We start from the raw sequence: 14,088 nt of genomic DNA, 5'->3' as shown, positions 1-14,088 counted from the left end.
AAAAACGTTTTTCTAAATACCCTATTTGATGCTGACTGATACCCAAACTAGCCTCCTCCAATCGTATCGACGCGAAATAAGTACGTATGATGAAGTCATTGGGGCCGATGGGCTGGTGAAGCCACATTGGAACAAACTTTTTGCATCTTTAGAAAAAATAGGGTTAAAAGAACTCGACTATCGTAACCAAGAAATAATCAATAGGTTACGAGAAAATGGCGTTACGTACAATGTCTATGAAAGTGCCGATGGGCTCAATCACCCTTGGCAACTAGACCCCATCCCCTTTTTAATCGAACAAAAAGAATGGGAACAAATTACGCTCGGGTTAAAACAACGAGCGCAGGTCTTGGACTTGGTGCTGCGGGACATTTATGGCCCGCAACGCCTTGTCCATGAAGGCATTCTTCCGCCCGAGCTTATTTTTGACAACACAGGATTTTTCCGCCCTTGTTTTGACGTAAAACTTCCTTCCGAAAACCAGCTGTTACTCTACGCAGCCGACCTCGCACGGGGCCCCGACCGCCGTATGTGGCTGGTTGACAACCGTACCCAAGCGCCTTCTGGGGCTGGCTATGCCCTCGAAAACCGCCGAATTATGAGCAAGCTCCTTCCCGAACTCACGGAAGGGATGTACGTTGGACGATTATTTCCTTTTTTTAATACCATTCACCAAACGATTCTCAGCCTCGCTCCTCACACCAAAGAGAATCCCAATGTGGTGTATCTTACCCCTGGGCCAAACAATGAAACGTACTTTGAACATGCCTATTTGGCCTCTTACCTTGGCTATACTTTGGCACAAGGTGATGACTTGGTGGTGCGGGATGGCTACGTGTGGTTAAAATCTTTGGAAGGGCTGGAAAAAGTGGATGTCATCATTCGGCGGGTTGATGATGATTGGTCTGACCCCCTCGAACTCCGCGAAGATTCTCGACTTGGTGTGCCAGGTTTGCTACATTCGATTCGTTCGGGGAAAGTGGCTGTTATCAACCCTCCAGGCGTCAGTGCGCTTGAAAACAGCGCTTTGTTGTCCTTTATGCAGTCTTGTTCCAAGTTTTTCTTACAACAAGACCTTCTCATGCCCTCCATTGCCACTTGGTGGTGTGGGCAGCAGAAGGAACTAGGGTATGTGTTGGACAATTTGCACCGACTTATCATCAAAAAAGCCAATCGAAAACAAAAATTTCGGTCGGTTTATGGCAAAACATTGTCCAAAGAAGAATTAACGCAGCTCCGACTCGAAATCCTTAAAACGCCCCACGAATACGTGGCGCAGGAGGAGGTAAGCTTGTCCACGACGCCGTCGTTGGTCAATGGAAAAATAGAACCCCGTTTGGCCTCTTTGCGGGCTTACATGGTATCCAACGGCTCCGATTATTGCATGTTGCAAGGAGGCCTGACGCGAAGTTCGGCCGAAAAAGACCGCTACGTCATTTCTAATCAATACGGCGGAATTTCAAAAGATACGTGGATTGTTTCGGATACGGTGGCCGAAACACCAAGTCGAATGACCAACACGGTCAAAAATACGGCTACGCCACACAGTACTTTGCCCAGCCGAAGTGCCGAAAATTTATTTTGGGCAGGGCGTTATGCCGAGCGAACCATGTCGCTAACGAAGTTTCTTCGGATTGTAATCAGTGCCATCAACGAGAACGTGGACTTTCGCGGGTCGTTTAAGTTGGAATACATTGACATCTTGCTCAAATCGACCACGCATCTTACCCTTTCCTACCCAGGATTTACGGACGAAAAAAATGAGCAAATCCGAGATAACCCCTATCTTGAGCTTGGTGAATTGGTAAAAAACAGTCAAAAATTGGGGACAGTCGCCTCCAACGTCCAGTCGTTTTTAAACAGTGCATTGGCCGTAAGCGACCGCTGGAATCATGATACACGTCGGGTCATAACGCTGTTGGAAAACAGCTTGAAGAAAACCAAGAGCTTGGACATTCATAACCACAATTCCGTCCAAAATTTATTGGACAAGCTCCACGGAAGGGTTTTTACCTTTTACGGAACCCTCTCTGAATCTATGCCCCGCGACCATGCCTACCACCTCTTTGAAGCAGGCAAGTTGGTAGAGCGGCTTTTGGCCAAAATAAGTGTATTACGTTCATGTTTTAGTTTCAAAAATGACGTTAATACCGAAAACGAACTGATTGAAGCCGTATTGACCAATCATTACTTATTGGTACATTACCGTCAGCTGTACAAAAGTAGTTTTAACCTCGAAACCATGCTTGATATGGTGTTGATGGACGACAAAATTCCGTATTCGATTGCCTACCAACTTGATTTGTTGGCAAAATGTCTGGCCCAACTACCCAAAGTTTCGCCAACTATCCGTTTAAACAAAGCGGAGAAAGCTGTATTAGAAGCAGCAACACAAATGAAAATGGCGGATGTTTCTCGGCTTGTTTTGGGTTCACCTAACAAGCCTTTCCGAAAAGATTTTGACCAGCTTTTGTCGCGCGTGGCCAACCTCATCTCCTCAGTCACGGTGAGTCTCACCGACACCTATTTTACCCATACCTTTATTCAGTCTGTCTTGGTAGAAAAATCTGTAAACGACGCTACTAATGAGGTATAAACTTACCCACCGAACCAAGTACAACTATTTTGGGTCTGTCTCTACCTATCATAGTTTGGTATGCCTGCAACCACGCCAACTTGAGGCGCAAATTTGTCGCCACTTTGAGTTACGGATTTCACCTGCGCCAGCCGAGATAGTCACCCGAACCGACTACTTTGGTAATACGCTCCATTATTTTTCAATTGACGTTGCCCACAAAGAATTGATTGTGGTTGCCGAAAGCGATGTAGAAAGTTTTGCCAAAGAACCCGTCAACGAGCCCCTTTCAATGACCTGCCAAGCAGCCAAAGAACATATTTGGGGTACACGCGCCTTGAAGGTGGACTTGCTTCAGTACCTACTTCCTAGTTATTTTATTGCTTGGGACGACGAAATTACCGCCTTTGCCCAACGCTTTTTTTTGCCCAACAAACTGCTTTACACCTGCGTCAAAGACCTTTGTCACGCCATTTTTACAGAATTTAAGTTTGATTCTAATTTTACGACCGTTCAAACGCCCCTGCAAACGGTGCTCAAAGAAAAACGAGGTGTTTGTCAGGATTTTTCACATTTGGCCATTGCCAGTTTACGAAGCATGGGTTTTCCTGCGCGTTACGTAAGCGGTTATCTGGAAACCCTACCGCCTCCTGGCAAAAAGAAACTCCAAGGCTCGGATGCTTCCCATGCTTGGGTATCGGTATATATTCCGCCTTTTGGTTGGTGCGAATTTGACCCTACCAACGACATGATTCCGCAAGAACGCCACATTGTGACAGCCTATGGTCGCGATTACAGCGACATTGCTCCCCTCAAAGGTATTATTTTTAGTTCAGGACGGCACACATTATCCGTAGCCGTTGATGTCATTCCAAAAGGTCGATAAATAATTGGGTCAAACATCATTTTTTGATTTATCCCAATAACCCTATCTTTGACCCCAAAACTCATTCAGAATATCAGATATGCAGGATTTTTTGGAGAAAATAGGAGCACTTTGGCAGAAAATCACCACACCTTTTCGAAAATTCGGAAAATGGCTCGGAGCTTTGCTGTACCAACTGCTCGCCAAAATCGTGGGACTCGATCGTCTCAACGAATGGACCAACCAATACCAACAGCTTACAAAACGACTCTGGGATTACTACTACGCACGCGTTGACGTTAATTCACCCTACTACAAACCCGTCGTAACCGCCTGGAAAACATTTATTTACGGATTAGGCGCTTTTGTTTTTTACATTTTTTGTGTAGAAACAAACTTCTTATGGCTCTGCGGAAGTATGCCGAGTGTCGAAGAACTACAAAACCCAAAAGTAGCGCAGGCTTCGGAGATTTATTCGGCAGACGGGAAACTTATCGGGAAATTATATACCGAAAATCGGACTCCCGTAGATTTCGATAGTTTGTCCCCTTACCTTGTTAAGGCACTCATTGCGACAGAAGATGCTCGTTTTTATGAGCACTCGGGCATTGACTCCCGCGCACTTTTTGGGGTTGCCGTCGGGATTTTAAAAGGCGGAGAACGCGGAGGCGGTAGTACCATTACCCAACAGTTGGCCAAAAAGCTTTTTCGCACGCGCCGTAAGTCAGCACGGGGGTTACTTGGCAATATTCCTCTGATTAGAACGGTATTGTACAAAACTAAAGAGTGGTTGACGGCCATTCGGCTCGAACGAAATTTTTCCAAAGAGGAAATTTTGACGATGTACTTTAACACCGTTGACTACGGAAACAATACCTACGGAATTAAAACAGCCGCTCGTTTTTATTTCGATAAAGGGCCATACAACCTGACTATTCAAGAGGCTGCTGTGTTGGTGGGGCTTCAAAAAGGAACAACCCTTTACAACCCCGTTAAAAACTATGATCGTTCTCTTATTCGTCGGAATACAGTGATGAATCAGATGGTGAAATACGGGTACTTAAAACAGGCCACGGTGGATTCCTTGTCTAAATCGCCGATTGACCTCAAACTTACTCCTGAGCGCTTTAACGACGAAAATAACGAATACGCGATTTATCAGTATTTCAACGGAAGTGTGGAAGATTTTATGGAAAAATGGGGGGAAGAAAACGACTACGACCCTTATAAAGATGGCCTTAAAATCTACACCACGATAGACTCACGGATGCAGAAATACGCCGTGGAAGCTACGTTTGAACGGATGAAAATGCTCCAACAAACGTTTGAAAATCACTGGTTAAACCAAAATCCTTGGCGCGACGAAAAAGGGGTAGAAATCCCCAACTTCCTCACGGATGTAGCCAAGCGTACTGATCGTTACAAAGCCCTTTCCAAACGTTTTGCCAAATTAGACTCGACCGTCCGTCAGGATTCCATCTGGTATTATATGAATAAAAAAGATACCATGACCATTTATGATTGGAAAACAGGACGGGATAAAAAGGTCGTGATGAGCTCGATAGATTCGCTCAATTACTACAAACGCATTTTACGGGCGGGCATGATGGCCATGGATCCTTACACAGGTCAAGTAAAAGCCTGGGTGGGAGGTTTAAATTACAAATTTTTCAAGTACGATGCCGTTCAGCAAGGGAAACGCCAACCAGGTTCAACTTTCAAACCGTTTGTTTACTGCGCTGCCATCGACAGCTCGGCCTTTAATCTTTCTCCTTGTGATAAAATGAAAGACGAACCGTTTGAGATTGAAGTTCGGGAGAAAGTCAAAGGTAAAGACACGACCCGCATTTGGCGCCCCAAAAACTCTACGGGTGGTTTTACTTACCAAGAACTGACGCTTCGTAGGGCATTGGCTCGCTCCATTAACTCCGTTACTGCGCATTTGACCAATCGAATTGGGGCACAGGCCGTTGTTAAATATGCCCAAAAACTAGGAATAACCACCGCACTAAAGCCCGTGGCTTCTATTGGACTTGGCCCTTTTGACGTTTCACTTTTCGACATGGTAACTGCCTACAGCGTTTTTCCTAATCACGGCAAACATACAGACCCTATCGTGGTGGCTCGTATTTTAGATTCCAATGGCAGTGAAATTGCAAGTTTTGCCCCGAAAAGTAAGCAAGTTATCAGCGAAGAATCGGCATTTTTGATGGTTCACATGCTCAAAGGCGGTATTGAAGAACCAGGGGGCACTTCCCAAAATATGTGGACTTTCGGTAGTTTATTCAAAAAAGGATTTGAAATCGGTGGTAAAACAGGAACCACTTCCAACAACTCTGATGGCTGGTTTATGGGTGTCACCAAAGACCTTGTGGTAGGCGCATGGGTAGGCGGCGACGACCGAAGCATCCACTTCCGCAGTACGAACCTGGGCGAAGGAGCCAAAACAGCCCTTCCGTTAGTGGGACGGTTTTTAGAAAAAGTCTATGATGACCCTAATATTGGCTATGTTCGTGGACCATTCCCCAAACCAACCATCGCCATCCTGAAAAGTTACCGTGATTGTGCACCATCTTCCCCGATTGAAACCATTGCTGACTCGACTAGCGTGGTGAATGATACGTTGGATATGCTACCCACATTTGATGATAGTGATCACGATCCTCAAGTGCCCGTGGACACGACAAATTCTCGTTGATAATCGACCTCAGATAATATCCAATAATGCAAAAACCCCGTTTAACTTTAAGGTTAAACGGGGTTTTATTATAGCAGAGCGACCAATATTACTTACTCATTTTTAGCACCTTCAAGGTTGTTTGCTTAGCGCCAGCATTGATCCGTAAGAAATACATCCCATTGACCATTTGACTCACGTCAAACTCCTCTTGGTGTTGGTTAGATTCAGGGACAAACGAGCGTCCAAGCACTTTGCGACCAGAAATATCCATCAAATCTAAGTTCACCGAAACACCTTTCACATTTTTCACCTTCAAGTAAAGCGTCTGTGAAACAGGGTTGGGAGCGATTTCGGCGAGTTCATTTTGTTCTACTGTCGCCAAGCTTTCAGCCGCTTCTCTTGCAGCACCTACTCCAATACCATCTTTTGATTGGATTCTAAACCAGAATTCCTGATAGGCAAGCACATTTCCCTGCGCCTGACGAGTAGAAGGGTAAATACTTCCCCATCCTTTCATATCCCAGTAGCGAATACCAAGTTTGTATGAACCTTTGGGTAAGCCTACATCATAGACATTTCCGCCGCTACCATTGTCAAGATAGAACCCATAAGCAGGGTGGTTTTGTGCGTAAAGTTCACGGAAACCATCACGGTTGGCGTACATAAAATAAGGAGCGTTGTTTTCGTGGGTATTGTACGAACGCACCACGCCCGTTTCGGGAGCCGCCGACATATTATACGTTATTGAGCCGTCAGTGCCTAAATTACAGGTTTCTACTTCTATCGTCCAGTACCGAGGAGCAATTTTGTTTACATTTTCTACGTAGTAAACCGTTGGGTTGTTTTGGGTGCTTTTCTCAAGGCTTGGTCCAGCATCTGGTGTGATAAAATTGGCACTCCAATCCGATTTCGTAACCACAGCTCCCGACTTCACACCCGATTGTGAACTTCCAACGTTATAGACAGTCAGACTAAATGCCCTCCAATTGATTACCTTAGGAGCACTCATTGGTGTCTCACAACCACCCGTCAAAACACATTTGGCGCTGTATGACGCCGTTGAGATAGTGGCAGAACTTACTTCAAGTGTAGCTCCGTTTACGCTCGTATTCCAAACCACTGTTGAGCCAGCAGGGCAATTGGTTGTCAAACGAGCTGTTTGGCCAGCACATAGGTTATCATCGCCAATCACTGACACTACTGGAGCTACGCCTGCTTGATAAACAGTGAAAGTAACCACATCACTGGCTTCACTCATACACCCACCCGCACTTTGGCATTTAACGTAGTACGAAGAGGTCGTTGTTGGCGTTTGACTTGGTAAGTTTACAGGTTGGTTCGTTGCTGCATTGTACCAAATTGTCACGGTATTTCCGCAACTGGCATTTGATAAAAACGGCACAGATGCACTTGAGCTACAAATACTTAAAGGTGAAATTGTAGCAGTTGGCTTTGGGAGGGCTGGGTAAATTCTCAGCGTCATAGCACCAGACTCTGGTCCTAGACAGGCTTCAATACCTGTCCCTGCTTGGCAACGTACCCGATAATTGTGATTGTTTCCATCCACCATTTGGGTTGGAATTGTTGCCGAATATTCAGCACCATCGACCGAAATCAATAGCTGTTGGCCACTTGGACAAGCGCTAGAAAACGTAATCTCTCCACCTACCAAATCACAAAAACTAGCCGATTGTCCAACTGGAACTGTTTGTCCATCAGCCGTTAAGCTAACGTTTGTTGGTGTACTTCCCACTGGTAAAGCTGTAAAAGTAATTTTTGCGCGTTCAGCACTTTCACAACCCGTCAAGACGTCTTTACACGCTACATAGTAATCTTTTGTCACCAAAGGTGTCTGATTTGGCACCAACACTGTACTGCCACCCGTTGGAGCATCGTACCACATCGCTGTTTTATCAGTCCCACAGCTTACCGTTGAATACATAGAAACTGGCTCTAACACAGGACAGCGGCTGCTAGGTACCAGCCCTCCTGTTACTGTAAGCGTAGGCAATGCTTTTACTTGAACTGTCGTTGTCGTAGAAGTTGAACAACCGTTATTACTTACCAAATAAGTAACTTGAACAAAACCCGCACTTACGCCTGTAAGTTGACCCGTAGTAGGATTAACGGTTGCTACTGCGTTATTATTTCCGCTCCAACTACCACCCCCTAAACCATTGGAAGTAAGCGTTATGGTATTACCAGCACAAACTGACAATGGAGAAATCGTTCCTGCGTTTGGCAAGGCTTTGCCCGTAATGGTTTGAGTAACTGTAAACGAACAGCTAGGATTAAGCGCATAGATTGCGGTAATCGTAATATCTCCCCCTCCAGTAACCGTTAATGTATTTCCCGATAAAGTAGCTGGACCAGTTACAGAGAACGTTACTGCACCACTTGCTGAAGTAGTAAGGGTACGGGTTTCGCCTACACACATTGCTGCATTGCTACTCGTCATCGCAAACACAAACGTTGTATTGGTACCCGCGACATTAAACGCATCGGAGTCTTGGTTGGTAATTGTTCCCGTATTATTAGAAATATTACTCACCGCCGTAAAACCATCTTCTTGTTTGGTAATAGCCCCCTCATTGTTAAACGTACCAGAAGTATTAACAATAGCGGGTCTTGATTCTATCGTCGCACAGGTTTGATTGGTAAACGTCCCTTGGTTATCAATCCCTTTCGCCGTACTACTTGCAGCCCTCAGCGCCATCGTAATAAAGATTTGCGAATTGGGCGCATTGGTAAACGTTCCTGTATTTAAAATTCCTTTTTGTCCAGCCTTGCCAATCCGAATCAATTTATTGTTGATAAAAGTAGCCGCGTTATTAATCCCATTGAAGGCTAAGCTATCGGTTTGGGCAATGAGAATTTCGCCATTATTGGTAAAAGTTCCAGTTGAGATACCTATCCCATCGGTAGTTATCATATCAAGGAGAATTTTTCCAGTAGCGGTGTTGGTAAACGTTGGGTTTGTTCCAAATTGATCAATTCCCTTTGATCCCACAGTATCGATTTCTATAACTCCAGCATTGACGATAGTACCACCATTATTGTTAATACCAATTTGATGACGCCCACCTTCCACTCGGCCGTTGTTATTAAACGTTCCTGTATTGTTTAGCAATGGGCTACCAAAATTAGAAAAAACCAAAGAAGCATCATTCTGAATCGTACCTGAATTAATGATTGGTGACCCAATAAAGAAAGCATTAATGCTGAATGTGCTAGGCAAAATTAACTTACCAGAATTTTCAATTACATTTCCTACTTGGTTCACATTATGTGCCCCATCAATCGTCATGTAACCCGAATTTTTTATAAAAAAATTGGTATTAAACCATGCCCTAGCAAGAGCTGAACCCACGATAAGCGTATCGCTATTATCAAAAGCTCCACTGGCAGTAGTCCCAAAACTTCCAAAAGTTACTGGGACATTGATACTCATGTACTTCTCGTTTTTGATAAAAGAGGTAAACGCTTCCGCTGAAATAGAACCATTCAAATGAGTAAAGCGCCCCTTATTAAGCATAAGCGGTCCTCCTAAGTATTTAAACGAGGTACTACAGTTATTTACAAAAAGTGCATTGAGTTCATTGAGAATGGAAGAAGAAGCCGATGAAATTTTTAAGGTACAACCTGTGGAGGTCATAAAGGTGTTTAGGTTCTTTATGGCCGAGCCACCAGTTGCTGAAATATCAAAGGTTGCCGAACCACCCAGCGATATAGCTCCTTGGTTGACTATCGCAAATTGACTCCCCTGCACTGTCCATATTCCATTATTAGTGATACTCCCTGTGGCATTGTTTACGACAGCGCTATCGGCGTTATAACTTGTCTCAAACAAATTGTTATTTTCAATGACTCCCTCATTTCTTAGATTGGTTGTTGTGGTACCAGTAATCCAAAAGCTCCCTGTAGCCGTATTCAGCAATTTCGCACCATTTCGGTTATAAACCCCTCCCTTATTTCCTCCACTCTTCACCCTAAATGTGCCTTCATTGAGCAGGTATTTTTTATTGTCAAGCAAAATCCCATCTTGATGCTCTTTTACTTCAAACGTTGCCCCTACCCTATTTATCACTGAATCGGCATTGATAAACTGCGGGCCCGTATCTCCAGACTTCACAATCAACGTACCTGCATTGTCAATTTTTCCTTCATTAGAAACCCCGCCGTTTTTGGCACTTTCGACGTTAAAAACGGCCGCTGAGGTTGTGTTCAACAACTTAGCCCCCGAATAATTATAGAAGCCCAACGACAACCCTCCAAAGACATTGAAAGTACCTGAGTTAGTAATCGTACTCGAATTTTTAAGACGACTTCCTGTACCCTTGGCGACCGAAAAAGTAGCAGTGTTTACTAACGACGCTCCCGCTTGGTTAATAAATCCGTCACGAAAAGCAGAATCCAGCTCGGTTGTGCCATTGTTGGTAAATGTTCCTCCGTTGGTAACACCATCGACGTCACTCCCTGAAACCCGTAGTTTTCCGCCGCTGGCCACAGTGACACTCGCGCCCGCGGCAATCGTAAGAGAACGTGCGCCCGCGTTGGCTGTCACCACTGGATATCGTCCATTTCCAACGACTGGAATTTGGACATGGTTACCTATCAAAAAACCAAAATTTGGTGTACCCGTAGCCACGGCACTATTCACCAGCCAGTTGCCTGCCGTATGCCAATCGGTACTAATAGCACCTGACCACACATAAACATCCAAAACTGGTGGATTCGTCATTTTTTTGACCGAAATGACTCCGAAAGTTTCGGGTACAATCGTACCGCCCGCAGTGGGAGCAATCAAAGCCCAAGGCTCATTATTAGAAACTTTGACTTCGTTTCCTTTGAGCGTATAGGTACCGTTTTGTTCCTTTAATGAAACCTTTCGGCGCGATTTGTTGGGAGCAGACCACGCTTGACCAGCTGCCCAACAGAGCAAGACAAGCATATACAGAAGGCGTTGTTTAGAAATAGACATTTGACATTTGGGGATTTATTAATTTGGTAATAGAGTAAAATTCAATACGTTGTGAAGACTTCTTTTTCCGAGCGTATCGGGCTTGGTTTGTCATCTTCAAGGTGTTCGGTTTTGTGCCAGTACAAGGGAGAAATGAAGTACTCAGCATACGCCTTCACCCCCGATGCTATATGAAGAATTAAGTACAAAAACCAATCCTTTAAAATACGCAGCGGCGAAACTTCAATGCCCATGCGTCGGTAGGTCAGGTAATTTATGGCACAGGTGAAAACTAGATTGAGCGTAAATAATCCCCAAAGCGCCACACTCATGATATAGACATTCCAAAGGGAAAGATTCCCCCACGTCATATAAATGGGAATATATAGATTAAAGAAAGGCACCAATGCCGCCGAAATCATGGGCAACCAAAAACTTATCCATGCCTCTCCCCGCCAACTATCACTCATTAACGTTCGCCCCAAATGCACTAATTGCGTAATAAACAGCCCTTTGTTCCAACGCGTACGCTGGTTTATCCAACCTTTGGGCGTATCTGGACAGGTTTCGGTCGTGACAGAATCGAGGATTTGTAGTTTAACTCCGTTCTCTGATAGTCGCACACTCAGGTCGGCATCTTCGGTCACGTTGAAAGGATCCCAAGCGCCTGCCTCCTCAAGGACTTTTTTGGAGACAAAAAACGAATTCCCACCGAGTCCAAAGGGTAAACCTTGCGCCGATAACTCACTCAAATGCCGCTCGTACCACTCGTAATATTCACCCGCAAAGTTTCGGGTGAGCCAGTTTGTCCCTGCGTTTGAAATACGAATTTTCGACTGAAAACATGTTTCATTTTTTGCCTGTAAAAGAGCAGTTGCCGCCACTTTCAATTGACTAGGCTCTGGCCTACTTTCGGCATCATACACCGTGATATACGTACCCGTAGCCTCGCTAAGTGCGTACAACAATGCCCGCCCTTTGGTAAAAGGAGGAAGCTCAGGTATGTGGATAACCCGAAATGAAAATGGCAAATCAATTTGAGCTAAGCTACGTTGGGTAACCACATCAGTATCTTCCACAACAATCAGTACCTCTTTTTGGTCGCTGGGATAATCTAAATTTTCAATGGCTTGAAGCGTCGCGTGTATTACTTCGTCTTCGTTTTTTAGGGGTACTAGAATCGAAAACTTCGGCCACTCTTCCACTAACATCGAAGCTGTTATGCTTTTTTTTGTTCGACGAAAAAAGTTATTACTTACCCTAAAACTTAACAGCAAGATGTAGTTGAGAAAACCTAAACCAAAGAAAAACAATCCCAGTGTTTGCGAGAAGAATACACCCGTTACGATAACAGCAATTACCAACAACAATAGAAGAATGCGCATTCCTTTGCCTATTTTTAGGAGGGCGGTTTTACCGCCAAGTAACGACAACTGAAATCGCGCACGTGAGTCCATCAAACGGCTAGAGTTAAAATAGAGTTTTTGTAGTATGAGTAAGGGTCTGAAATTATGTATTTTACAGTTCTCTCCCAACTTTTTTGAGTTTTATTTCTAGCAAACACAGATTTTCTATGCCTTATTGTCAATTTTTGCAAACAGATTCACAAATCGCTCACTTTCAACCTCATTATTTTATCTGTACAAACCTTCAACTGCGCAATGATACAACTTAAAAATACCCATCTCCAAGTTCAGATTCATCCCAAAGGAGCAGAACTGCAACAACTATTTCATGTACCCTCGCAATCGGACTATCTCTGGAATGCACAAGCAGTTTGGGCCAAACATTCGCCTGTTTTATTCCCCATTGTTGGAAGCTTAAAGGGCAATACCTATCGTTACCAGAAAATTGACTATCAACTACCTAGGCATGGATTTGCTAGGGATAAAATCTTTTTAGTCGAAGCGCAAACTGATAATAAAGCCACCTTTTTACTTACTCAAGATGAAAGCACTTTGGCCAATTATCCGTTTGAATTTGAATTGAGGCTTATCTACGAAATTGTGCAAAATCAATTAAACGTTACGTATCAGGTTCATAACCCTTCCGCAAATCAATTGTGGTTTTCAGTGGGAGGCCACCCTGCTTTTCATGTACCTTTTGACAAAGAAAGAACGTACAATGACTATACGTTAAATTTTAATACTGAAGAAGAATTATGGCGTTGGCCTTTGTCCTCTGACGGACTGATTGAAACTCAGCCTACGTTGGTTTCGACAACGAATAACTTGGCTTTGAACAAGTCGCTTTTTTATGAAGATGCACTGGTATTTAAACACCTTAACTCTACTGCTGTTACTTTAAGCTCAGTTAAAGGCAGAAACTCACTTACATTTGGCTTTAGTGGTTTTCCTTATGTGGGCATTTGGGCGGCCAAAGACGCCGACTTTGTGTGTATTGAGCCTTGGTGCGGAATTGCTGACAGTGTTGATTCTACGCAAGATTTGACCCAAAAAGAAGGAATAATTTGCCTAGAAGGCAACCAGACTTTTGAACGTACTTGGTCGGTTTCCATTGCTGAGAAAGACTAAAAAAGTCAAGCCTCCGAGTTGAAACAATTCGGAGGCTTGACTTTTTTGTAATGCTATTTAGGTTCGTAAAAACCTTGAAGTCGCTCAATCATTTCTTTGGGAGCACGCGTTGGGCGGTTGGTTGTTCGGCTCAAAAACAAAAGTGTCGTTTTTCCCGTATTCAACAAAGTACCATCTTGGTTCCTAATTTCGTACTCAAAGACAATCCGTGCCATTGGTAATTCTGGAATCGTCACTTTGATGCTCAGTTCGTCATCGTATCGCGCAGGTTGAAGATAACGCGAATAATTATCATACACGGGCATCATTATGCCACTGTCCTCCATCTCGCGGTACGACATCCCCAAACTACGCAAGGCTTCCACCCGACCGATTTCATAAAAACGGCCATAATTGCCGTAATACACGTATCCCATTTGGTCGGTATCGGCGTAGCGAACACGGACGCCTTTGTACTCATAGACAAACATGGGC

General features: G+C 44.2%; 7 protein-coding genes. 4 read left to right on the top strand and 3 right to left on the bottom strand.

Annotated features, from left to right (window positions below):
* The first annotated feature begins 28 nt into the window (after positions 1 to 28).
* The 3 genes from DTQ70_RS08405 (at position 29) to DTQ70_RS08395 (ending at position 6,138) form a co-directional block, all read left to right on the top strand.
* Positions 29 to 2,596 carry a circularly permuted type 2 ATP-grasp protein gene (locus tag DTQ70_RS08405; protein WP_122930400.1) on the top strand — a complete coding sequence of 856 codons (2,568 nt, stop codon included), beginning with the start codon at positions 29 to 31 and terminating at the stop codon, positions 2,594 to 2,596.
* The gene (locus DTQ70_RS08400) at positions 2,586 to 3,461 is read left to right on the top strand and encodes a transglutaminase family protein (RefSeq protein ID WP_122930399.1); all 876 of its coding nucleotides are present in this window, start codon (positions 2,586 to 2,588) and stop codon (positions 3,459 to 3,461) included. The genes DTQ70_RS08405 and DTQ70_RS08400 overlap by 11 nt, the downstream gene beginning before the upstream one ends.
* A 79-nt stretch (positions 3,462 to 3,540) precedes the next feature.
* Positions 3,541 to 6,138 carry a penicillin-binding protein 1A gene (locus DTQ70_RS08395; RefSeq protein WP_122930398.1) on the top strand — a complete coding sequence of 866 codons (2,598 nt, stop codon included), beginning with the start codon at positions 3,541 to 3,543 and terminating at the stop codon, positions 6,136 to 6,138.
* Between the two features lie 88 nt (positions 6,139 to 6,226).
* On the opposite strand, the gene DTQ70_RS08390 is transcribed toward DTQ70_RS08395, so the two are convergent.
* Together DTQ70_RS08390 and DTQ70_RS08385 are read right to left on the bottom strand one after the other, a co-directional pair.
* A complete protein-coding gene (locus tag DTQ70_RS08390) occupies positions 6,227 to 11,071 on the bottom strand; it encodes a T9SS type A sorting domain-containing protein (protein WP_164489926.1) in 4,845 nt (1,614 codons plus the stop codon).
* Positions 11,072 to 11,142: 71 nt separating this feature from the next.
* A complete protein-coding gene (locus DTQ70_RS08385; RefSeq protein WP_122930396.1) occupies positions 11,143 to 12,537 on the bottom strand; it encodes a glycosyltransferase in 1,395 nt (464 codons plus the stop codon).
* 204 nt (positions 12,538 to 12,741) lie between these two features.
* On the opposite strand from DTQ70_RS08385, the gene DTQ70_RS08380 reads away from it, so the two are divergent.
* Positions 12,742 to 13,614 (top strand): aldose 1-epimerase family protein, encoded by an 873-nt coding sequence (locus tag DTQ70_RS08380; protein WP_122930395.1) that lies wholly within the window; start codon positions 12,742 to 12,744, stop codon positions 13,612 to 13,614.
* A gap of 53 nt (positions 13,615 to 13,667) precedes the next feature.
* Here DTQ70_RS08380 and DTQ70_RS08375 read toward each other — a convergent pair whose 3' ends face one another.
* Complete coding sequence (locus DTQ70_RS08375) at positions 13,668 to 14,084, bottom strand: thioesterase family protein (protein ID WP_122930394.1); 417 nt, start codon at positions 14,082 to 14,084, stop codon at positions 13,668 to 13,670.
* Positions 14,085 to 14,088: the final 4 nt, after the last annotated feature.

This window comes from Runella sp. SP2 (assembly GCF_003711225.1).
Taxonomy (GTDB): domain Bacteria; phylum Bacteroidota; class Bacteroidia; order Cytophagales; family Spirosomataceae; genus Runella.
The sequence above is the reverse complement of the archived record's forward strand: the minus strand, read 5'-3'. Positions and strand labels throughout refer to the sequence as shown.